The following is a 21006-nucleotide window of genomic DNA, read 5'->3' as shown; positions in this document are numbered from 1 at the left end:
GGACTCGTCCGCGCCGGGCTCGTCCGCGCGACGCGGCGAGACCCGGTTGACGATCGGGCTCTTCGTGGCGATCGTCGCAGCCCTCGCCCCGCTCACCGGCGTCATCGCCCCCGGCGGCTGGGTGGCGGGGGTCATCGCGTTCGCCGCGCTTCTGCTGGGCGTCGGCTACGCGGCGCGACGTCTTCGGGTGCCGGGGCTGGCCGTCACCCTGATCGAGATCGCGCTCTGGGTCGCGGTGGTCACCGTGGTGTATCTGCGCGATACGGCGATCCTCGGGTTCATCCCGAGCTTCGAGTCGTTCGGCGAGACGCCCGTGATCGTGCAGGTGGCCGCGAACGAGATCCTGCTGGGGGTGTCGCCGCTCGAGCCGACCCGCTCTGTCACGTTCATCGTGGTCACCGCCCTCGGCGCGCTGACGATCGCGCTGGATCACGTCGTGCTGACGGCGCGGATGCCGCTGCTGGCGGCCGTCGCCCTGGTCGCGGTCTGGCTGATCCCCTCGATCGCGGTGCCCAGCGACGACAGCGTCATCTCGTTCGTGTTCCTGGCGGCATCCATCCTCTACCTGATCCGGGCCGAGACACGGACCCGCGAAGCACCGTCACCGGCCGGGGCACGCGCCGGGGCCGGAGTGACGGCCATGGCCGCGAGCATCGGCGCCGCGGCGATCGCCCTCACTGTGCTGACGACCCCCACGCTGCCCCCGGCGACGGCCGGATCGGGCACGGGGCTGGGCGTGGCATCCATCGACGCGACGCTCGAACTCGGCAAGGACCTTCGCCAGCCGGCCGACATGGAGGTTCTGCGGGTGCACACCAATGCGCCGTCGACGCCGTACCTGCGCGCGGCGACGCTGTCGTCGTTCGACGGCGAGGTGTGGAAGCCCGATCGGTACCGTTCGGTCGATCTGGAGCAGTCGGCGCCGTTCGGCCCGATGAACGTGGACGACGACGTGCGGATCACGCAGTACCGGACGACCATCGAGATCGACAAGCTGGCATCGGCGCGGCTGCCGGTCCCCTACCCCGCAGTGTCGATCGAGGGGCTCGGTGGCTTCTGGCGGGCCGTGGCCGCCAATCGCACGGTCGTCACCGCGCAGAGCACGACGCAGGGGCAGAACTACGTGGTCGTGAGCCATCTGCCGCGACCGACGCGCGAGCAGATCCGCGCGGCCGACGCCACGATGGCCAACACCGACTCAGACGTGTTCGGCCTGCCCGGCGACATGCCTCCGATCATCGGCGAGACCGCGATCGAGGTCACCGCGGAAGCCGGCAACGACTACGACAGGCTGATCGCCCTGCAGTCGTGGTTCCGAGGGCCCTCGTTCTCGTACTCGCTGTTCTCCCCCGTGCAGGCGGGCTTCGACGGCACGGGAGCCGACGCCGTCGCCGAGTTCCTCGATGTGCGCGAGGGCTACTGCGTGCACTTCGCCTCGTCGTTCGCGCTGATGGCGCGGACCCTCGGCATGCCCTCGCGCATCGTCATCGGCTTCCTGCCCGGAACCATGACCAACGATGTGGTCGACGGCGAGCGCGTCGCCTCGGTCTCGACGAGCATGCTGCATGCCTGGCCCGAAGTGCACTTCGAGGGCATCGGGTGGGTGCCCTTCGAGCCGACCAAGAGCCTGGGCGTGCCGACGAGCTTCCTGCCCGAGACATCCGCCGTGCCGGACGACGGCGGCGAGGACATCAGCGGCCCGGCCCCGAGCGCGAGCCCGAACCCCACCGGTTCGGCCGCCCCGCTCGACGACCAGGACGGGCCGGAGGCGGGGGGCGCCGGGCCCGGTTCGGCGCCCGTGGACCCCGCGCCCTACCTCATGGCACTTGCGATCGCGCTGGTGGCAGGAGTGATCCCGGGGGCGGCCGGACGCGTGCGGTTCGAAGTGCTGCGCGGACGCGCGCGGGCGGGAGACGTGAGCGCGGCCTGGCGACTCGTGCAGGACGTCGCAATCGACCTGGGCATCTCGGTCCCCGGCGCCGAGTCACCCCGCGCGTTCGGTGCCCGGCTGGTGCGCAGACACGGAGCCCCGGCGGACGCCGTGGGGCGCCTGGTGGCGGCGGTGGAGTACGCCAACTATGCCCGCACGGCTCCGGACTCGTCGGATGCGGGGATGGATGCCGTGATCGTGCGCCGCGGACTGCTCGCGGCCGCACCCGCCCACGTGCGCCGGGGCGCTCTGCTGCTGCCGCGGTCGCTCGTCGTGCGCCCGGGTTCGGCCATCGCACAGCGGCCGGGCCTGCCGTCGGTTGCCCCGGCCGCCACCAGGTAGACTGTCTTCGGCCCGCTCGCGGGACCTGGAGGATTCGCCTAGTGGCCTATGGCGCACGCTTGGAAAGCGTGTTGGGTGCAAGCCCTCAGGGGTTCGAATCCCCTATCCTCCGCCCTTGTGATGAGTCGCGTCATAGGTGACATATGAGTCGCGACATAAGCGACTTTCATGAACGAGAGCTCGGCCATCGGCCGGGCTCTCGTTGTTGGCTGCTCGCGATGAACCACATCCTCATCCTCGACCCGGCCACGGGTGTCCTCCTCTCCCAGGAGACCGTCCACACCGGTCCGGGCTCGAGTTCGTGTCGCCACCGGCCGCCGTCGAATACACGCTCTGGAGTCAGCACACCGGCGCCGCACGCGTCGCAGAGTGGCACACGACCGCCCCCGACGAAGAGGACCTCCATGCCCACGACCAGTCGCGAGATCAGGCTCGTCCACCGTCCGGACGCGCTTGCGCAGCCCGACGACTTCGCACTCGTCGAGGTCCATCTGGATGAGCTCCAACGCGGTCAGGTGCTCGTGCGCAACGACTGGATGTCGGTCGACCCGGCGATGCGCGGTCGCATGCGCGACGCCGCGTCCTACGTGCCGCCGTTCCCACTCGGCGCGGCGATGGATGCTCCCGCCGTCGGCACCGTCGTCGCCTCGCGCTCGGACACCGTGGCCGAGGGGCAGGTCGTGCTGCACTCCCGGGGCTTCCGCGACCACGCGGTGCTCGGCGAGGATGAGGTGCGGGTCATCGACGCGAGCCTCGCGGACCCCGAGCACCACCTCGGCGTCCTCGGCCTGACCGGCCTCACCGCGTACGTCGGACTGACACGCATCGCACGCGTGGCCGACGGCGAGACCGTGTTCATCTCCGGCGCCGCCGGGGCCGTCGGCGTGACCGCCGCACGCGTCGCCCGCCACCTCGGGGCATCGACGGTGATCGGATCGGCCGGCGGACCGGAGAAGGTCGCTCGCCTGACCGGCGACCTCGGATACGACGCCGGCTTCGACTACCGGGCCGGCCCCGTCCGCAGGTCGCTCAAGGCTGCTGCGCCCGAGGGCATCGACGTGTATTTCGACAACGTCGGCGGCGAGCATCTCGAAGCCGCGCTGTCGTCCCTGCACGTGGGCGGCCGGGTGGCGATGTGCGGAGCCATCTCGCAGTACAACGCCGAGCGTCCCCAACCCGGGCCGACGAACCTCTCGCTCATCGTGACCAAACGCCTGACGATGCGGGGCTTCATCGTGCTCGACCACTACGACCTGTTCGCGGAGTGGATCGAACTCGCGTCGGGATGGCTGCGAGACGGGTCGCTCCCGGCGCCGATGACGGTGGTTGACGGTCTCGAGAACGCCCCCGATGCGCTGCTCGGGCTGTTCGAGGGCAGGAACGTCGGCAAGATGCTGGTGCGGCTCAGCGACCCCGATTGATCCAGCCGGCGAAGACGGCGTGGAGCAGGGGCACGGCCGACGCCCACATCAGGACGGCGCCGAAGACGGCATCCGTCTCACGCAGCAGGATGCCGCCGATCAGCAGGGCGGCGAACAGGATCGCCGACACGACCCGGCGCGCGGTGCGTTCGAGCACCGTGAGCCGCCGATCCAGGCGGGGACTGTTGACGGCGATGCGACCGTCTTCGATGCGGGATGCCAGTTCGTCGAACCGCTGCGGCAGGCTGACGGCCGAGGTGACCGTCGCCAGCGCACGCGACCCGAGATCGCGCAGTGAGTTGCCGCCTTCGTCGCGCAGGAGCTTGGCAGCGTAGGGCTCGACGGCGTCCCAGATGTTGAATCCGGGGTCGAGCGCGCTGCACATCCCCGAGGTGAGGGAGACCGCGCGGACGAGCAGGAGGAAGTTCTCGGGCAGCTGGAACGGCATCGACCGGGCGAGGTCGCCGAACTCGACGCCGAAGTCGCGGAACTCCCGGGGATCGACTCGCTGCAGCTCGGCGAAGCCCATGCCGCCGAACCGGGCGAACAGCTGCGTCATGGCGCGTTCGAGTTCGGCGGTGTCCGCCGAAGGCAGCAGCGCACCGACCTCCTGGATCGCGGCAACCAGCCCCGCGCCGTCTCGCGCGGCGGCGGCGATGATCGCCCGTCGCAGGCCACGCCGCAGCGTGGCCGGGATCTCGCCCATCATCCCGAAGTCGATGAACGTGAACGACCATGCCCGATCCCCGGCATCCATCCCCGGTGCATGCGGGGTGACGAAGATGTTGCCCGGGTGCGGATCGGCGTGGAAGTACCCGTCGACGAACAGCTGGTCGAACATAACGGCGGCGAAGTCACGCGCGACATCTGCCGGGTCGATGCCGGCGGCGCGCAACGCGTCGACGTCGTTGATCTTGATGGCCGTCACATCGCGCAGAGTCAGCACGCGGCGGGTGGTCCGCTCCCAGGCGACCTCGGGCGCATTCACGCGGGCGTCGCCGGCGACGTTCTGCGCGAACCGCTCCGCCGCCGCGGCCTCGTGCAGATAGTCGATCTCCTCGAGACTGGTGACCGCGAACTCCTCGACGAGCGCGCGCGTATCGACGCGGCGTGAGACCAGGTCGACGCGACTCAGCCAGCGCGCCACGCGCCGCAGTGCCGACAGATCCACGTCGACGATCTCATCGATTCCCGGCCGCTGGACCTTCACGACGACCTCAGCGAATCCGCTGATCTGCGCGTCGGCATCGGCCAGCCGTGCGCGATGCGCTTGACCGAGGGATGCCGCTGCCAGAGGCTGCGGGTCGAAGGATGCGTACGCGGTGTCGAGCGGAACGCCGAGTTCGGCCTCGGTGAGCGCGCGGATGGCGTCGAAGCCGACGGGCGGGACCTCGTCCTGGAGTCCGGCGAGCTGGTCCGTGATCTCGGGCGGCAGCACGTCGAGACGTGACGACATGAACTGGCCGACTTTGATCATGAGACCGCCCAGGTCGACGGCGAGGACGTGGAAGCGGCGGGCGATGGCCTGCATGCGAGTGGGGCGTCCGCGCGCGGCGAGCGCGCCGAACCCGAGGCGCGGGAGGAACAGCTCGAACCACCACGCCTGCAGCATGTGCCGCGCGGCGAACCGCATGATGCGGCGGTAGCGCGCGCGGGCGGTCGTGGTGAGCCCGGGCTGTCCGGGCGCCGGGCGCACCCGGTCAGTCCTGGGCGAGGATCGAATAGAGCTTGCGGCGCGCTTCCTCGAGCACGGCCACGGCCTGCTCGACCTGCTCGGGCGTGCCCGAGCGACCGACCTGCATGGCCGCCTGCGCGAGTTCGGCGCCGGCCTTCGGCAGGGCCATCGAGTGGGGTCCGTCCGAGCTGCGCGCGGTCGACTCCCAGGGCGTGGCTCCTTCGGAATCCGCCACAGCCCGCCCCTCATCGGTGAGCGAGTAGGTCTTGCGGCCACCGGCCTCCTCGACGCTGATCAGGCCCTCATCGGCCAGCAGCTGCAGTGTCGGATACACCGACCCGGGGCTCGGCTTCCACGCTCCCCCGCTGCGCTGCTCGATCTCCTGGATGACCTGGTAGCCGTGCATCGGCCTCTCGGCCAGCAACGTCAGGATCGCGGCGCGGACGTCGCCTCGCCCCATGCGCGTGCCGCTGCCGCTGCCGCGCGGGTCGAATATGCCGCGCAGCTGGTCCATCGCTTCGCGCAGCCCGGCCACCGGCCAGCTTGCGCCCGGTCCGCCGAAACCCTGCCCGCCGAAACCTGTGCCACCGAAACCCGGGCCGCCGAATCCCTGTCCGCCGGAGCTCTGCCCGCCCGAGCTCTGCCCGCCGAATCCCTGTCCGCCCGAGCCCTGCCCGCCGAATCCCTGTCCGCCGGAGCTCTGCCCGCCGAAGCCCTGTCCACCGAATCCGTCCATGACGACCTCCTTCGCCCACGCGCGAGATGCCCAGCGACATATCTAGCGATACATAACGATACATCGCTCAGGTGGTCATGTCACGAGGATGGCGCCAGGGTCATTCCACGAGCACGGGAACGCACACCTGCCCTGTCGGCGGCTCCGACACCGCCTCCGGCCACTGTTCCGGCCGTCGCTCCGTCGCCGGGACCGGCGGCGAGCGCCAGCCGCATCGATCCGGCGGCGGATTCCACGCCCAGCGCAGCGGCGACTTCGACTTCAGGACGATCTTCTCCCCGGTGGGAGAGTGCAGGATGAATGGTCCCAACTCCGGACCGGTGTCAAACCCCTCGCGAGTGATGCGCCACCCTCCGTTGTGCAGCAGGAGGTGGTGGAAACGACACAGCAGGATCCCCGCGTCGACGTCGGTGGCGCCGCCCTCCGCCCACGGCGTGCAATGGTGCGCCTCGCAGAACAGGGGCGGCCGTTCGCAGCCCGGCCACATGCACCCTCCGTCGCGGATCGCGAATGCGAGTCGCTGCGACGACGTGAACAGCCGCTTCTCTCGCCCGAGGTCGAGCGGGTTCCCGCAGGAATCGACCGTGATCTCGCGGCTTCCGGTGTCGCAGAGCTTCGCCTCGAGCACCGAGCCGGGCAGCGCGTCGCCGCCGTCTTCGAGGTGCGCGGTGGCCAGGAGACGGCCGAACGGGTCACGCGGACCCACGATGTCTTTGACCACGACCATGCGAACGCCCGGCTGCCGGGACCCGAACACATCCTCAGCAGATGCGAGCGCCCCGGCGCGGATCACGTCGACCATGAGGTCGTAGGTCAGCTGGTCGTTGGTGCGCGGGTCGCCCTCGAGCGACTCGGCCTGCGCACGCTCGGCATCGGTCATGAACCGCGGCCCGCCCCGGCGCGGACGCAGCGCCGCATCCATGAGCGCATCGACCCACGCACCCATCTCGTCGTCGTAGACGATATGCGCATGACGGACGCCGTGCTCATCGGTCCACCGGCGCCACGACCGGTTCGCGAACCGCTGCGCGAAGCGCTCTTCGGCCCCGATCGGGTCGAGCGCGTCGCGCACCGCACGCGCGCGACTGCCGAGTTCTTCGACGGCGATGCCCCTCACCTCTTCCATGAGCTGACGCGCGGCGAGGGCCCACACCTCATCGGCGCGATCGGCCGCGGCCGGCTCGCCCAGTCCACGGCGGATCGCATCGTGCGCCGCCGTCGACAGCGTGCCCGCGAGCATGGCTTCGCGCAGTTCCGCGTGCCAGATGAAGACCGGCTCCTCGAGCTGCACCGGCGGCCCCTCGCCACCCGGCGGCACCCCACCACCCGGCGGCACCTCCTCGCCACCGGGCCGCACCTCCTCGCCCTCGGCGGGCACGTCGTCGAGCAGGGACGACCCCACCCGCATCGTCCGTGACGCCTCATGGCGCGTGCCGCCCGTGATGTCCTGCACCAGCTGCACCGGCGTACGGAACCCCCGCCGCCCCGACAGCCCGCCGTGCGGCGCGGCCGATCGTTCGGCGATGACCGCCGCACCGACAACCTTCAGGCGCTCGACGCACGACCCGATCTCGGCGGCCTCGTGCACCAGCTCGATGACCGCGTCGTCATCGAGTCCACGCAGCGCTTCCAGCAGCTCGCCGGGTGCCACGTCGAGCTCGGCATGGCCGCTGACGGCCTGCAGTTTCTCGATCAACTCGGCGAGGAAGGTCATAGATACAGCATGCCAGCATGCTCAGACATACGTTCGAACTGAGATGGTATCTGTGGGGAGCCAGTCTCGTACATCGATTGTGGAGGAGGCTGTAGACATCCCCCAGCGCGTCTCAGTCCGCGAGCGGGACCACCTCGACCCGGTCGGCCGGGCCGGTCAGCACGAGCACGCGATGCGCGCTGACGCCGCTGAGGGCGGCGACCACGGCATCCACAGATATCGCGCTGTCCGCCGCGTCCGCACGCGCCCAGCGGGCGACCGACGCCCCCGTCGCCGCCTCGATGGCCGCCGCGAGTGCACCCGCATCGCCCGAGGCGACGAGCACGACGCGGTCGATCGTCCGCACGTGGGCAACAGCCGGCGCCGCGGCCCGGTCGCGCCGCCAGACGGCGAAGTGGTACCCGGCGACCAGGGCCGTCGCCAGCAGCAGGCCGAACGGCGCGCGGATGCGCTCGATGAGCGCGGTGCCGCCGCCGTCGAGGCTGAATTCGAAGACGCGATAGCCGACCACCAGCAGCGCGATGATCGCGACCACGGCGCTGACGCCGAACACCGCGACGAGAAAGACGCGACGGGCGACGGCACCGGCATCCATCACCGGTTCGAGAGGTCGCCACGCGACCCACCAGACCGGCGCGCCGACGACCAGCGCCGCGATGCCGGCGAGCAGCAGCGTGCGCGCGTCGGACCCGGCGAGCGGTGCGGTGAGCGCGGCGAGGAGGGCATTGACGATGACGCCGATTCCGGATGCCGCGGCGATGAGACCGAGCCCCGCTTCGACGAGCCGGGTCGCGCTGCGCGTGAGTTCGGACCGCTCGCGCGCGACGCGCCGGTGGTACAGCCATGCGATCGCCCCCACGCCGGCCGCCGCGATGGCCAGGCCCAGCAGGTCGAGGAGCTCGGGCCACGGATCGGTGCGGTCGAACGCGGCGCGCAGGCCGATGTACACGGCCGTCCCCACGCCGCCGAGGGTCACCGCGCCCGCGCCGAGCACGCCGGTGAGGACGAGCATGACGTCGGCGAACCCGCCGGTGAAGCCGCGTGCCCTGTCGCGCATCCAGTGCCACCACCAGACGAGCGCGCCGCCGGCGAACCAGACGAGCCCCTGCAGCGCGGTGGTCCACCACGGATCGCCGAGCTGGACCTGGGCCGGAATGATCGCCTCGTCGAACAGGCTCGCGAGGGTGCGGATCGCGCCGGACACCACGACGCCGAGGCCATATGCCGCGCCGAGCACGATCGGCACGGTGGTCAGCCGGAGCGGGCTCTTGCGGGGGTGCGCCCACATCCAGCGGTGGGCGATCCAGACGGCGAGCCAGGCGATGCCGGTACCCAGCGAGTCGGGCGACCAGCGTCCGCCGATGAGGTCGGAGAACATCCCGAGCAGCGACGTCGCGAAGGTGACGAGCGCGACGAACGAGATTGCCGCGAGGTAGAGACCCCACGCCACCGATGAGCGATCGGGTCCGTCGAGCCGGCGCCAGGTGAACCACCACAGCACGAGCGCGAGCGGTCCGCCGACGAGGGTGAAGGCCAGCGACAGCGCGAGGCCACCGATGCCGAAGTCGAACTCGGGACGCGTCTCGAACAGCCGGCCGAGCAGCCCGCTCACGCCCATCGCGGCGATGGTCACCAGGACGAACAACAGGATGAAGACGATCACCCGGCGCACGGTGCCCTGAGCGCCTCGCTGAGGGGTGGATGCCGGGGTGCCCACGGCTGCGGAGTCCGGTGTCGCGGCGCTCACGGGGTCGACTCCACGCAGATCGCGAACTCCCACGGCGTGGTCTCGATCGCCCAGCCCGACGAGGTGCGCACCAGGGTGAACTCCACGTCGTACTGATACTCCGAGGTGCCGAAGATCCCACCGCCGGAGGATTCCGAGATCGTGACCGTCACGTCGGCGGTGTCGTCTCGTTCGGTGGTGGATGCCAGTGTGACGCGCACGTCGTCCGACAGACCCGGCTGGGTGCTCTCGCAGTCGTCGGCGACCTCGGGGACGAGGTAGCCGAGAGCCGCCTCGTCATCGCCGTCGAGGACAGCCGCGGTGTAGCGCTGCACGACGCCCTCGGGTGTCGATTCATCCAGGGGTGCCGGCTCCCCGCGCGTGAAGACGACGATGAGCGCGATGATCACGAGCGCCGCCACGACGCCGATCACGATGAGCAATGTGCGGTCCGGTTTGCCGCTGGCGGTGTCCATATCGACATCATGGCGGTGAAGCACGCCCGGAGCCAGCATTGCGGGACCGGCGTGCACATCGAGAACGCGCTGCAGACAGCGAGTGGGGACGACGCACCGTCGGCATCGTGCGCCGCTATTCGATCGAGGGCCCGCCCGTCAAGCCCCTCGCCGGTGCGGCCGCCCGCGCAGAGGCTGACGGAACGCATCGCCCGATGCCCGATCTCACGTGAGGACCAGCCATGACCTTCCCCGACTCCCCCTCTCCGATGCCCGGAGAAATGCCCCCTGCGCCGGGCGAGATTCCCCCCGGCCCCGCTGAGCCGCCCACGCCCGACGAACCGCAGTCGCCGGTGCCGGACTCGCCGGTCACGCCGGTCACGCCGGTCACGCCGGAAGAGCCCACCCCGCCGTATCCCGACGAGCCACTCGCGCCGAACCCGGACGAGCCGCTGGCCCCTCACCCGGTCGAGCCGACGCTGCCGCGGGATGGAGTCGGATCAGGCCGCTAGGCACGTCGTGCTTGATCCCGCGTCCCCTATGCTCATCAGCGGGGGACGGCTGGGGACCGAACATGGGGATACGTGTTGTTCGCGTGTGCTGGGGACTGGCCGGGAGCATCGCGCTCAGCGCACTCGGACTCATCGTCGTCGTGAACCCGCTCACCGAGTACATGCTCGGCTCCGGCTTCCCGGCGGGCCAGGCGAGCGTGCTGCCGGGAGCCGGCTATGCGATGTCAGCCGCGTTCATCCTCGCGGGCATCGTGCTCACCACGAGCGCGACCGCCACTCTGCTGGCGATGGATGCCGGTGTCGCACCGGTCGCGCGGGCACACGCCCCGTGGGCGATCAGCACCGCCGTGCGCTGAACGGTGGTCCACTCCATGCACGCCGTGCCGGCACCCCCGCAGACATGGTCCACATGCCAGACTCGACCCGATGTGGATCGGATGGATCGAGTTCGACGTGCTGCTGGGCGACGTGCATTCGCTGAAGCAGAAGCGCAGCGTGCTGCGCCCCCTGCTGGCCGACGTGAGCCGGCGAACCGAAGTCGCGGTCGCAGAAGTCGGTGCGCACGAGCTGCACCGTCGCACCACCATCGGCATCTCGGTCGTCGCCGCCGACGCGACGCACATGCGCGACGTGCTCGACCGCGCTGAGCGACTGCTGGCCGAGGAGCATCCCGAGGTCACGCTGCTGTCGAGCCGGCGCGGCGTGCACTCGAGCGAAGACTGAAGCGGCCGGGTCTCACCACAGCTGCGCGAGCACGTCGGCGAACAGCGCTTCGGCGTCCGCCTCGAACCCGCGCCGGGCGAACCAGGTGCACACGTTCACGACGTCACGGTGCAGGAAGTCGGCTCCTGACGGGTTGAAGGCCATGTCGACCACCTGCGGCAGGTCGATCACCACGACCCGCCCGTGGTGCAGCAGCAGGTTGTACGCCGACAGGTCGCCGTGGACGAATCCACCGCGGGCGAATGCCAGCAGGACGGCGCGCACCTGGTCGAACGGGTCGGCGAGCTCGGCCCCGCGCAGGCGCGTCTGCGCGAGCCGGGGCGCGGCCGTGCGGTCGTCGCCGACGAACTCCATCAGGATCTCGGTGCCGCTGATCTGCACGGGATACGGCACCGCGACACCGGCATCCCACGCCCGGCACAGCGCGTCGAACTCGCTGATCGCCCAGTGCCCGGCGGCCACGGCGCGCCCGTATGCGGACTTCTTCTGCACGGCCCGGCCGTCCCGCGAGCTCTCCATGCGCCGGCCCTCTTCGTACCGGCCCGACCGGTGGAAGTCGCTGTGCTGCGTGCTGCGGTACCGTTTGGCCGCCAACCGGCATCCACTCTCCCCCGCAATCGCGCGCTCGAGCAGGAAGACATCGGCCTCCTTACCGGTCTTGACGATGCCCAGCTCGGTGTCCCACGCAGCCGCGGCGGTGACGAGCCAGTCCGGGCGCGGCTCGGGCCCGCGTTCGGTCGGCATGCTCGAAGGCCACGTCGACCAGCGCTGATCGGGGCCGGGCTCGTCGAGCGAGTCCGGCGAGAGGTCGAAAGCGGACGCGAAAGTGCGTCGATCGTTCATGAGGATGATCTCCAGGAAGGGAGGTCACCCTCGATGCGTCAGCGGGCGACCTCGGTGTGGGAAGGATGAGAACCCACGACAAAGACGGTCATGTCCGGCTCCTTCCTGGAAGGGCATCCGATAGCGGATGCCGGTGTCTCCGGGTCACTGTACACGCCGGCCTTCCCGGCGTCGATGCCCGAACCTACACTGAGATCAGGAGGTTCGCATGGGCAGCACGACGTGGACCGACCCGCGAGAAGAGATCGAGTTCAGTGTCCTGATGGCCAACGGCCGCCTGGCGGGTCGCAGATTCGCCGACCGCGCCGAGGCCGAGGCATGGGCCTGCCCCGAAGAGGGCGATCAGGTGGTCTCGTTCAACCACATCTGCGAATGCGACCAGTGACCTCGGCATACACGGCCGGGCGGGTCACCGCCCGTGATCGCCGTCGTCGGCACCGGGCACCGCGAGCGGCACTTCGCGATCGCGGTCCCAGGGCACGGTCCAGCCGAGGCGGTCGAACAGCGCGTCGAGCAGCATCGCGGTGAAGCCCCAGACGAGGTGGTCGCCGACGACGAACGCCGGGCCGCGGAACTCCTGACCGCCGCGACGGATCACCGTCACACCGCGGTTCGCCGGGTCGAGCAGGTCGGCCACGGGCGCGCGGAACACGTCCGACGACTCGGCCTCGTCCACGACGCCCACCGGTGACGGCCGCTGCCACCACGCCAGCACCGGAGTCACCTGGTGCTCCGAGAACGCGAGTGACACGTCGCCGAGCGAGCCGAGCACCTCGACGCCGGCGGGATCGAGCCCGGTCTCCTCCTGCGCCTCGCGCAGCGCGGCGGCGATCGGGTCGGCGTCACCGGCATCCACCCGGCCGCCGGGGAACGCCACCTGCCCGGGGTGCGAGCGCAGCGTGGTCGCCCGCGCGAGCAGCAGCACGTCGAGCGCACGCGACACGACCGAGCCGTCATGGTCGCTGGGCACGGTGTCGAGCACGCCGAACAGGATCAGCACGGCGGCGGGACGGGTGTTGACCGCCGGCGGAAGGCCGGTCCACGCCGCCATCCCCGCGCCGTCGGCGGCCGACTCAGCCAGTGCCGCCAACTGCGCGCGCGCGTCTTCGGCGGATCGGTCGGGACGCACGGCAGACATTCCTTCAGGCTACGCGGCGCTCCATGGCCGCGTTGACGACGCCGCACAGCAGCACGAACGCGGCGGCTACGACGGGCAGTGCCATCGCGGCGCCGAGCGAGACGTTCTCGGCGACCGCGCCGGTCACCGCCGATGCCAGTGCCTGCGCCAGTGTCAGCGCCGAAGTGACCAGCGTCATCGTCGTCGCCTCGCGCCCGAGCGGGGCGCGGTCGCCGGCGAGACTGAACAGCGTGACCAGGGTCGGGCCGACGCCCAGACCCATGATCAGCAGCATGATCGTGACCATGCCGAGACCGGTGGATGCCGCGTATCCGGCCGCCGAGGCCGTCAGCAGGGCCGCGAACACCAGCCACCTCCACCGCTGCCGGAATCGCGGGGGCAGCAGCACGACGGCGAGGGCGAGCGCGGCCGACCCGATGCCCATGAGCCCGTAGAGGATGCCCGCCTGCGCCTCGTCGCCGTGGACTTTCGCGAACGCGGTCAGCGAGGTGAGCGTGGTGCCGAAGAACAGGCCGACGCCGAACGTCGCGGCGACCAGGATCAGCACGCGGGTGTGCAGCACATCGCCCAGCGGTGCGCGCTCCTGGTGGGCACGGCTGCCCGCGGCGGCGACCCGCCCGGTCGGGTGCAGCGCGAAAGCCGTCACGAACACGAAGCTCAGCCCGGCGGCGATCGCGATCGGCGCCCAGGGGGCGATGAAGGCGGCGAAGATGCCGACCAGGAACGGACCGATGACGAACGCGGTCTCGTCGGCTGCGGACTCGTACGACATGATGCGCGACATCGTGCGCGGCTGCCGCATGATCGCGATGCGATCGCGCACGATCGCCATCAGCCGGCTGCGCGACATGGCCGCCGCCTGCGGAGCACTGAGGCCGATGGCGAGCCCGGTGGCCAGGATCACGGCATCCGTCATCTCGTTCAGGACGACGAAAGGGAAGACGGCGAGCAGGATGCCGTTGACCAGGCCCACCGGCACCAGGATCGCGCGCTGTCCGTAGCGGTCGACGGCGATGCCGATCGCCGGGCCGGCGATGACCACACCCACGCCGACCGCGGCCGAAGTGAGGCCGCCGAGACTGACCGAGCCGGTCGCCGAGACGACGAGGGTGAGCACGCCGACGACCATCATCGCGAACGGAAGACGGGCGATGAACGCGATCGGGAAGTAGCCCCAGCCCGTCTGCTGGATGATCGTGTGCTGCGTGGGCGAGTGCGCCATATGACCTCCGGAACAGTCAGCTCGTTCTCACGTGCCGCCTTGCTCCGGAAGCAGGTAGTTGCACTCGTGCGGCACGCCCGGCGGCGCGCAAACCTCTCATTCTACGCGCCGTTTCGCACCTCGTGGTCCTGACCGGCGCAAACACACGCTAGGCTGTACTCAGGTCTGGCTCATGAACGCAGAGCTGCGCTCCGCACAGCCGGACCTGCAGGGCCTCTCTGAGTGCAATCTTTGCCTCGGCCCTGGCGCCGTCTCAGGCGTCCACCCTAGAATCGAACCATCATCACCCTCGCTCCACTCTCCACCGTTCGTCCTGTTTCCCTGCTCTGGCGCCAATCCGACCACGACGTCCATGTCGCCACCCGCGCCGGCGAGTTCGCCGGCTTCACCGTTGATCTCGGCAACGGCTCGTTCGAGCTGTTCGACCACCACAGTGTCAGCCGCGGCGTTCACGCCTCGCTCGTCGGCGCCCGGTCCGCACTCGCGTCCGGCCCGGCAGTCACGCCGGATCAGGCGCTCGCGCCGGCCGTGCTGCTCATTCCGGCATCCAGCCCGGACTCACTCTCCCGCACCCATCTGGTGCGCTCGACTTCGCGGCGGCGCCGTCGCCGCGGACACCCGGATCACTCGCGTGGTCCCAGAACAAGAAGGAATGACGTCATGGCCACCGGCATCGTCAAATGGTTCAACTCCGACAAGGGCTACGGGTTCATCGCACCCGACGACGGCTCCGCCGACGTGTTCGCGCACTTCAGCGCGATCGCCGGCTCGGGACACCGCAACCTCGAAGAGAACCAGCGCGTCGAGTTCGACACCGAAGCAGGCCAGAAGGGCCCGCAGGCGACGAACATCCGCGCGCTCTGAGAGCCGCACCGTCGCGGGGAGGACTCACGGGTCCTCCCCGCGGCACCCGCGTGCGGCAACCGTTCGCCGCACGCTGACGACAACACCCCGCTGCAGTCCGTGCGAACGGATCTCAGCGGAACAGGTCGTCGTACTGCGCCCGCACCAGCTCGCCCGCCCCTGCGATCAGCACGGGATCATCGGTGATGAGAGCATCGGCCTGCAGCACGGCGACAGCCAGGTACTCCGCGGGTGCGGGGTCGTCCCAGTCCAGCCCGGCGGCGATCTTCCACGCGCTCGAACGCGAGACGCGGTCGCCGAGCAGCCGGATCTTCAGCGCGGCGATGCCCTCGAGCACGCGCCGCCCCTCAGCCTCATCGAGCCGCCCAGCTCGCACCTCCCGGTACAGTGCCGCCATCGCATGCGAGCGGAGGATCGCCGGGCCGACCAGGGCATGCGCCCCATTCAGGGTGCGCTCGTCCCTGACGAGCCGGACAGCAGTGTGCGCGTCGATCGCGAAGCGGGTCATGCGCCGATCCTGCCACTGCGCACCGACGTTCCCCAGTGCCTGCGCGGTCAGACCGGCACCGACTGACCGATCGGCCCGGTGGGTCGCGGAGCCTCGATCTCGGCGAGCCCCTTCGCGATCGCGAGCGCCAACTCAAGATCCCGAGCGCCGCCACAGTTGGCGCGCCGAACGGGTATATCGCCTGATACCCGACGCAAGCGCCAACTCACGATCCCGGGCGCCGCCACAGTTGGCGCGCCGAACGGGTATATCCCCTGATACCCGACGCAAGCGCCAACTCACGACCCCGGGCGCCGCCACAGTTGGCGCGCCGAACGGGTATATCGCCGCATACCCGACGCGAGCGCCAACTCAAGATCCCGAGGTCCCGGGTTCAGCGCGTGAAGTAGGCGGCCGCGACGCGTGTCAGGTCCCACAGATCGCTGACGCCGGCGAGCTCTCGGGCCGAGTGCATCGACAGGATCGGGATGCCGACGTCGACGGTCCGGATGCCCAGCCGGGTCGCGGTGATCGGCCCGATCGTCGAGCCGCACGGCACGGTGTTGTTGGAGACGAACTCCTGGCTCGAGACTCCGGCATCCGCACACCATCCGTTCCAGGCTGCGGCGCCGACGGCGTCGGTCGCGTAGCGCTGGTTGGCGTTGATCTTCAGGATCGGGCCCGAGCCGAGCACGGGCTGGACGACCGGGTCGTGCTTGTCGGCGTAATTCGGGTGCACCGAGTGGCCGACATCGCTCGAGACGCACCACGACGCCGCGAGCGCGCGCAGCTGCTGCTCGCGGTCGGCGCCGAGCGAGAGCTGGATGCGCTCGATCACGTCCGCCAGGAACGGCCCGGCCGCACCCGACCGGGTTCCCGACCCGACTTCCTCGTGGTCGAACACGGCGAGCATGGCGATGTGATCGGCGTCGAATCCGTCGGCGGCGCCGGCGAGCGCGACGACGCCCGCGTGAACCGATGCCAGATCGTCCAGCCGTCCGGAGGCGAAGAACACATCGTCGTGCCCGAACACCAGCCCGCGGGCGGCGTCGGCGGTCACGATGTCGTAGCCGCGGATGCGCGCGGCATCGACCCCCGCCGAGCCCGCGAGCTCGGCCAGCAGATCGGCCGACTCCGACTCGCCGAGCCCCCAGACCGGCTGCGTCTGAGCCTGCTTGTTGAGGGCGAGGCCGTTGTTCGCCTCGCGGTCGAGGTGGATCGCCAGCTGCGGCAGGCGCAGCAGCGGGCCGGAGTCGGCCAGCACGGTCGACCCGTCGTCGAGCACGAGCCGGCCGGCGAGCACGAGCTCCCGGTCGAGCCACGAGTTCAGCAGCGGGCCGCCGTAGATCTCGACGCCGGCCTGCAGCCACCCCAGCTTGCCTGTGGTCGGCTGCGGCTTGAGCTTGAAGCCCGGTGAATCGCTGTGCGCACCGAAGATCCGGATGCCGGTGGCTGCGGTCGCTCCCCCGGGCACGACCCAGGCGAGCACGGCGCCGTCGCGGACCACGACGAACCGGCCGCCGGGCTGGTCGGGCCAAGCCGCGTCTTCGCCGAGCGTGGTGAATCCGGCATCCACGAGTCGACGCGCCACCTCGGCGGCAGCGTGGAAGCTCGACGGGGACGCCGCGACGAAATCGGCGAGATCGGCGGCATGGGCGAGTGCGTCAGCGGGCACGAAGGACCTCCTCGGGTGATCCTTCGATCGTAGTTCGCGACGTCGTCACTCCTTGAAGTCGTCGGGGTCGACATGATCGAGGAAGTCCTTGAACTCGGCGAGGTTCTCTTCGGTCTCTTCAGCCGCCATGACGTCGGGGACACCGGCATCGGCGAACACGGCGTCGGCGACCCAGATGGGCGCTCCCGCGCGTGAGGCCAGGGCCACCGCGTCCGAGGGTCGCGCATCGACGACCCGGATGCCGGACAGCGACGACAGGGTGATCTCGGCGTAGAAGGTGCCCCCGTCGATGCGGGTGACCTCGACCTTCTCGACACTCGCGCCGAGGGTCTCCAGCAGCGACATCATGAGGTCGTGCGCGAGCGGGCGCGGGGCGACGGCGCCTTCTACCGCGATGAGGATGGAGGTGGCCTCCTGCGCCCCGATCCAGATCGGCACGATCGTGCCCTCACCCGGGAGCGCGTCGACCGGCTTCAAGAGGATGACGTGCTGGCCGGTCGCATCGAGTGCGACGCCGGCCACGCGAACCTGGACCATGAAAGCCTCCCTCCGCCGCGCGGATCGGTTCCATCGTAGACAGAGGTCGGGGGCGGGCGGTCAGCGCTGGTTCAGCCGGTCGTCGACGAGGTCGCCCGAGAGCTGTGGATGCCGGGCTCCGGCCACCGAGACGGTGAGCGCCCCGGCCGCCGCCCCACGCCGCGCGGCTGCCAGCAGGTCGTCGCCGGCGGCGAGGGCTGCAGCGAGCGCGCCGACGAACGCGTCACCGGCGCCGACTGTGTCGACCGCTTCGGCCGGGAACGCCGGGAGACGGACCTCGGCGTCTCCGCGACGGAGCACCGAGGCGCCGTCGGCGCCCCGCGTGATGACGATGTCGAGGTCGAGGCGCGCGCCGAGGACCGGCAGTTCCACGTCCACCTGGGCGAGGAGTGCCGTCGCCTCGGGCTCGTTGACGACGAGGCAGTCGACGAGGGGCAGCAGCCGCTCGGCTCCGGGAGTGGCGGGGGCGGCGTTGAGCACGACCCGTGCGCCCGCTGCGTGAGCCGTCCGCGCGACGTGCTCGACGATGTCCAAGGGCAGTTCGAGTTGCAGCACGACGACGTCACCTGCGGTGACCGGCACCTCGGGCCGGGTCTCCCAGCGGTGGTTCGCGCCGGGCGCGACGACGATGACGTTGCCGCCGTCTGCATCCACGGTGATCAGCGCCGTTCCCGACGGGCCGTCCACCTCGCGGATCAGCGAGACGTCGACACCGGCCGCCGCGAGCTCATCGCGCATCTGCGCACCGCGCGCGTCGTCGCCGATCGCACCGGCCATGAGCACCGCCACGCCGGGCCGGGTGCACGCGGCCGCGTACGCCTGGTTGGCTCCCTTCCCACCCGACGCGTACTGGACGTCGTGCGCGACGACGGTCTCGCCGACGAGGGGGATGCGCTCCACGCGCAGAGTCGTGTCGGCGTTGATCGACCCGAAGACGAGGACGCGCGCTGTTGCCATGGCTCCCATTGTGCCGCTCGGCGTCCAGCGCCGGCCGACCGCGGAGGCCGTCGCGTCCCCCGCGCGCCGTACGATCGAGGGATGACCGACTCGACACTCGCCCTCGTCGCCAACTCGGGCGACGGGACCATCAGCACCTTCCGACTCACCGACGGCGCGCTGGAGCGCATCGCCGTGACCGAAGGCCTCACCGGGTGCTCGAACTTCGCGATCGACCGCTCACGCAACCTGGTCCACGCCGCGGTGAAAGGCGCCGGCGCGGGCGAAGCCCCCGGCATCCTGACACTCTCCCTCGACCGCGAGACCGGCGCGCTCACCGTGGCAGACCGGCTCGACCTCCCCGCCGGCGGCATGAACTACCTCGCCCTCACCCACGACGGCGCCGGCCTGCTCGGCGCGTCGTACGGGGGCGGCTACGGCATCAGCGCACCGATCGTCGACGGCGTGGTGGGGGCACCGGTGTCGCAGATCGAGTTCCCGAACCTGCACTCGGTGCTGCCGAGCGCGGACGGGCGGTTCGCCTACTTCGTCTCGCTCGGTGCGGACCTCGTCGCCCAGTACGCCGTCGCCGACGACATGCGCCTCACTCCGCTCGACCCCGAGACCGTGGCCGCGCCGGCCGGCAGCGGACCCCGCCACCTCGTGCTGAACGAGGCGCAGGACGCCGTGTACGTCCTCACCGAGTTCTCGGCGGACGTGCTGCACTACGCGCGCGACACCGCCACCGGCACGCTCACCCTGCGCGGCTCCGCCCCCGCCCACGACCCGTCGAAGGGCCTCGGGCACAGCGAGTTCGGGGCCGACCCCCGCGCGAACCACTTCATCTGGGGCGCGGACCTGCACTGGGGCGACGACGGACGCCGGCTGTGGGCGTCGGAGCGCACCGAGAGCACTCTCGGGGCCGTCGCGGTCGCCGCGGACGGTTCGCTCACGGCCCCCGACACGTTCACCGTCACCGAGCCGCAGCCGCGCGGGTTCGCGCTCAGCCCCGACGGCGCCTGGCTGATCGCGGCGGGCGAGCAGTCGACGACCGTCTCGCTGTACGCCGTGGACGGTAGCCGGCTCGAGCTGCGCCGGCAGGCCGAGACCGGCCGCGGTGCCAACTGGGTCCGGTTCGCCTGACCGGGCGCCGCCCTGCACCGACTGTGACCGACTCGACCCCGCGGATCGGCATCGTCGTCACCGACGCGTATGCCGCCGATGACCCCGACCACGACACGCCCATCCTGCTCGCCGCGCTGGAGACCCGCGGCGCGCCCGCCGAAGCCGTCGTGTGGCACTCGACCGCCGACCTCGCGCCGTACGACCTGCTCGTCCTCCGGTCGCCGTGGGACTATCCCGACCGGCCGGACGAGTTCCAGGCGTGGCTGGACCGCGCCGAGTCCGCGACGCGCGTGGTGAATTCCCCCGCACTCGTGAGGTGGAACCTCGACAAGCAGTATCTGCGCGACCTCGAGTTCGCCGGCATCCGCGCCGTCCCGACGCAATACGGCCGCACGGCCGCTGATGTCCTCGCAGCGCTGTCCGCGTGGACGGATCGCCGCGTCGTCGTAAAGCCGGCGGTCTCGGCCGGCGCCCGCGACACGGGGCTGTTCGATGCGGCCGACCCGGCGGCGCTGCGCCTCGCCGAGCGCATCATCGCCGGTGGCGGTGTCGCGATGATCCAGCCCGAGGTCACCGAGCTCAGCGCCGGCGGTGAGAAGGCGCTGTACTCGATCGAGGGCCGGCACACGCACGCGATCGCGAAGGGCGCGCTGCTCGAGGCCGGCGGCGGGCTGATCGGCGGCGTGTACGTGGAGCATCCCGAACCGGTGGAGACGACCGAGGCCGAGCGTGCGTTCGCTGCCGAGGTGATGGATGCCGTGTGCGCCACGACCGGCCAGGCGATGCCGCTGTATGCCCGCATCGACATCGTCGACTCCGCGGAGTTCGGGCTCGTCGTGCTCGAGGTCGAGCTGATCGAGCCGGCCCTCAACCTGCACGTCGCACCGCACGCGACCGACGCCGTGGTGGATGCGATCCTGCGCGCGGCGGTGCACTGAACGGCAC

21 protein-coding genes and 1 tRNA gene are annotated in these 21006 nt (G+C 70.8%); 10 read left to right on the top strand and 12 right to left on the bottom strand.

Annotation, left to right across the window (positions count from 1 at the left end; genetic code table 11):
* Positions 1-46: 46 nt before the first annotated feature.
* The 3 genes from BKA10_RS01075 (at position 47) to BKA10_RS01065 (ending at position 3693) form a co-directional block, all read left to right on the top strand.
* On the top strand, positions 47-2272 hold the full coding sequence (locus BKA10_RS01075) for a transglutaminase TgpA family protein (protein ID WP_241740025.1): 2226 nt from the start codon (positions 47-49) through the stop codon (positions 2270-2272).
* Positions 2273-2299: 27 nt separating this feature from the next.
* Positions 2300-2384 (top strand) — tRNA-Ser (locus tag BKA10_RS01070).
* 292 nt (positions 2385-2676) lie between these two features.
* Positions 2677-3693: an NADP-dependent oxidoreductase gene (locus BKA10_RS01065; RefSeq protein WP_183498158.1), complete on the top strand. Its 1017-nt coding sequence runs from the start codon at positions 2677-2679 to the stop codon at positions 3691-3693.
* On the opposite strand, the gene BKA10_RS01060 is transcribed toward BKA10_RS01065, so the two are convergent.
* The 5 genes from BKA10_RS01060 to BKA10_RS01040 all read right to left on the bottom strand — a co-directional run bounded on the left by BKA10_RS01060 (position 3677) and on the right by BKA10_RS01040 (position 10020).
* Positions 3677-5326: an ABC1 kinase family protein gene (locus BKA10_RS01060; RefSeq protein WP_183500988.1), complete on the bottom strand. Its 1650-nt coding sequence runs from the start codon at positions 5324-5326 to the stop codon at positions 3677-3679. The genes BKA10_RS01065 and BKA10_RS01060 overlap by 17 nt on opposite strands.
* A 67-nt stretch (positions 5327-5393) precedes the next feature.
* Positions 5394-5903, bottom strand: a complete 510-nt coding sequence (locus BKA10_RS01055) for a PadR family transcriptional regulator (protein WP_372491437.1) — start codon at positions 5901-5903, stop codon at positions 5394-5396.
* A 301-nt stretch (positions 5904-6204) separates the two neighbouring features.
* Complete coding sequence (locus tag BKA10_RS01050) at positions 6205-7818, bottom strand: HNH endonuclease signature motif containing protein (protein ID WP_183498154.1); 1614 nt, start codon at positions 7816-7818, stop codon at positions 6205-6207.
* 112 nt (positions 7819-7930) lie between these two features.
* A complete protein-coding gene (locus BKA10_RS01045; RefSeq protein ID WP_308221563.1) occupies positions 7931-9565 on the bottom strand; it encodes a DUF5671 domain-containing protein in 1635 nt (544 codons plus the stop codon).
* Positions 9562-10020: an LpqB family beta-propeller domain-containing protein gene (locus BKA10_RS01040; RefSeq protein ID WP_183498152.1), complete on the bottom strand. Its 459-nt coding sequence runs from the start codon at positions 10018-10020 to the stop codon at positions 9562-9564. Before BKA10_RS01040 ends, BKA10_RS01045 begins: the two co-directional genes overlap by 4 nt.
* A gap of 221 nt (positions 10021-10241) precedes the next feature.
* On the opposite strand from BKA10_RS01040, the gene BKA10_RS01035 reads away from it, so the two are divergent.
* The 3 genes from BKA10_RS01035 to BKA10_RS01025 all read left to right on the top strand — a co-directional run bounded on the left by BKA10_RS01035 (position 10242) and on the right by BKA10_RS01025 (position 11234).
* Positions 10242-10511, top strand: coding sequence for a hypothetical protein (locus tag BKA10_RS01035; RefSeq protein ID WP_183498150.1), 270 nt, complete (start codon positions 10242-10244; stop codon positions 10509-10511).
* A gap of 62 nt (positions 10512-10573) precedes the next feature.
* Entirely contained in the window at positions 10574-10867 is a 294-nt protein-coding gene (locus BKA10_RS01030) for a hypothetical protein (protein ID WP_183498148.1), read from the top strand.
* Between the two features lie 70 nt (positions 10868-10937).
* Positions 10938-11234: a DUF503 domain-containing protein gene (locus tag BKA10_RS01025; RefSeq protein ID WP_183498146.1), complete on the top strand. Its 297-nt coding sequence runs from the start codon at positions 10938-10940 to the stop codon at positions 11232-11234.
* Between the two features lie 12 nt (positions 11235-11246).
* Here the strand turns inward: BKA10_RS01025 and BKA10_RS01020 are convergent, their stop codons facing one another.
* Positions 11247-12077, bottom strand: a complete 831-nt coding sequence (locus tag BKA10_RS01020) for a serine protein kinase RIO (protein WP_183498144.1) — start codon at positions 12075-12077, stop codon at positions 11247-11249.
* Between the two features lie 208 nt (positions 12078-12285).
* On the opposite strand from BKA10_RS01020, the gene BKA10_RS01015 reads away from it, so the two are divergent.
* Positions 12286-12462, top strand: coding sequence for a hypothetical protein (locus tag BKA10_RS01015; protein WP_183498142.1), 177 nt, complete (start codon positions 12286-12288; stop codon positions 12460-12462).
* 24 nt (positions 12463-12486) lie between these two features.
* Here the strand turns inward: BKA10_RS01015 and BKA10_RS01010 are convergent, their stop codons facing one another.
* Together BKA10_RS01010 and BKA10_RS01005 are read right to left on the bottom strand one after the other, a co-directional pair.
* On the bottom strand, positions 12487-13215 hold the full coding sequence (locus tag BKA10_RS01010; protein WP_183498141.1) for an NUDIX hydrolase: 729 nt from the start codon (positions 13213-13215) through the stop codon (positions 12487-12489).
* A 4-nt stretch (positions 13216-13219) separates the two neighbouring features.
* Complete coding sequence (locus BKA10_RS01005; protein ID WP_183498139.1) at positions 13220-14437, bottom strand: MFS transporter; 1218 nt, start codon at positions 14435-14437, stop codon at positions 13220-13222.
* A gap of 660 nt (positions 14438-15097) precedes the next feature.
* On the opposite strand from BKA10_RS01005, the gene BKA10_RS01000 reads away from it, so the two are divergent.
* Positions 15098-15301 (top strand): cold-shock protein, encoded by a 204-nt coding sequence (locus BKA10_RS01000; RefSeq protein ID WP_183498137.1) that lies wholly within the window; start codon positions 15098-15100, stop codon positions 15299-15301.
* Between the two features lie 112 nt (positions 15302-15413).
* Here BKA10_RS01000 and BKA10_RS00995 read toward each other — a convergent pair whose 3' ends face one another.
* From BKA10_RS00995 to BKA10_RS00980, 4 genes are all read right to left on the bottom strand, one after another.
* Entirely contained in the window at positions 15414-15809 is a 396-nt protein-coding gene (locus BKA10_RS00995) for a PIN domain-containing protein (protein WP_183498135.1), read from the bottom strand.
* Between the two features lie 373 nt (positions 15810-16182).
* Positions 16183-17463 carry a M18 family aminopeptidase gene (locus BKA10_RS00990; protein WP_183498133.1) on the bottom strand — a complete coding sequence of 427 codons (1281 nt, stop codon included), beginning with the start codon at positions 17461-17463 and terminating at the stop codon, positions 16183-16185.
* Between the two features lie 45 nt (positions 17464-17508).
* Positions 17509-18000 carry a bifunctional nuclease family protein gene (locus tag BKA10_RS00985; RefSeq protein WP_183498131.1) on the bottom strand — a complete coding sequence of 164 codons (492 nt, stop codon included), beginning with the start codon at positions 17998-18000 and terminating at the stop codon, positions 17509-17511.
* A gap of 60 nt (positions 18001-18060) precedes the next feature.
* On the bottom strand, positions 18061-18957 hold the full coding sequence (locus BKA10_RS00980; protein WP_183498129.1) for a ribokinase: 897 nt from the start codon (positions 18955-18957) through the stop codon (positions 18061-18063).
* 81 nt (positions 18958-19038) lie between these two features.
* Between BKA10_RS00980 and BKA10_RS00975 the strand changes: the two genes are divergently transcribed.
* Together BKA10_RS00975 and BKA10_RS00970 are read left to right on the top strand one after the other, a co-directional pair.
* Positions 19039-20079, top strand: coding sequence for a lactonase family protein (locus BKA10_RS00975; protein ID WP_183498127.1), 1041 nt, complete (start codon positions 19039-19041; stop codon positions 20077-20079).
* Positions 20080-20102: 23 nt separating this feature from the next.
* A complete protein-coding gene (locus BKA10_RS00970) occupies positions 20103-20999 on the top strand; it encodes an ATP-grasp domain-containing protein (protein ID WP_183498125.1) in 897 nt (298 codons plus the stop codon).
* The last annotated feature ends 7 nt before the right edge of the window (positions 21000-21006 follow it).

The organism is Microbacterium invictum (assembly GCF_014197265.1).
Taxonomy (GTDB): Bacteria; Actinomycetota; Actinomycetes; order Actinomycetales; family Microbacteriaceae; genus Microbacterium; species Microbacterium invictum.
The sequence above is the reverse complement of the archived record's forward strand: the minus strand, read 5'-3'. Positions and strand labels throughout refer to the sequence as shown.

Coding starts and splice junctions, on each gene's coding strand:
- BKA10_RS01065 (WP_183498158.1), top strand. CDS start 2,677: ATGCCCACGACCAGTCGCGAGATCAGGCTCGTCCACCGTCCGGACGCG.
- BKA10_RS01060 (WP_183500988.1), bottom strand. CDS start 5,326: ATGCGGTTCGCCGCGCGGCACATGCTGCAGGCGTGGTGGTTCGAGCTG.
- BKA10_RS01050 (WP_183498154.1), bottom strand. CDS start 7,818: ATGACCTTCCTCGCCGAGTTGATCGAGAAACTGCAGGCCGTCAGCGGC.
- BKA10_RS01040 (WP_183498152.1), bottom strand. CDS start 10,020: ATGGACACCGCCAGCGGCAAACCGGACCGCACATTGCTCATCGTGATC.
- BKA10_RS01035 (WP_183498150.1), top strand. CDS start 10,242: ATGACCTTCCCCGACTCCCCCTCTCCGATGCCCGGAGAAATGCCCCCT.
- BKA10_RS01030 (WP_183498148.1), top strand. CDS start 10,574: ATGGGGATACGTGTTGTTCGCGTGTGCTGGGGACTGGCCGGGAGCATC.
- BKA10_RS01025 (WP_183498146.1), top strand. CDS start 10,938: ATGTGGATCGGATGGATCGAGTTCGACGTGCTGCTGGGCGACGTGCAT.
- BKA10_RS01020 (WP_183498144.1), bottom strand. CDS start 12,077: ATGAACGATCGACGCACTTTCGCGTCCGCTTTCGACCTCTCGCCGGAC.
- BKA10_RS01015 (WP_183498142.1), top strand. CDS start 12,286: ATGGGCAGCACGACGTGGACCGACCCGCGAGAAGAGATCGAGTTCAGT.
- BKA10_RS01010 (WP_183498141.1), bottom strand. CDS start 13,215: ATGTCTGCCGTGCGTCCCGACCGATCCGCCGAAGACGCGCGCGCGCAG.
- BKA10_RS01005 (WP_183498139.1), bottom strand. CDS start 14,437: ATGGCGCACTCGCCCACGCAGCACACGATCATCCAGCAGACGGGCTGG.
- BKA10_RS01000 (WP_183498137.1), top strand. CDS start 15,098: ATGGCCACCGGCATCGTCAAATGGTTCAACTCCGACAAGGGCTACGGG.
- BKA10_RS00995 (WP_183498135.1), bottom strand. CDS start 15,809: ATGACCCGCTTCGCGATCGACGCGCACACTGCTGTCCGGCTCGTCAGG.
- BKA10_RS00985 (WP_183498131.1), bottom strand. CDS start 18,000: ATGGTCCAGGTTCGCGTGGCCGGCGTCGCACTCGATGCGACCGGCCAG.
- BKA10_RS00980 (WP_183498129.1), bottom strand. CDS start 18,957: ATGGCAACAGCGCGCGTCCTCGTCTTCGGGTCGATCAACGCCGACACG.
- BKA10_RS00975 (WP_183498127.1), top strand. CDS start 19,039: ATGACCGACTCGACACTCGCCCTCGTCGCCAACTCGGGCGACGGGACC.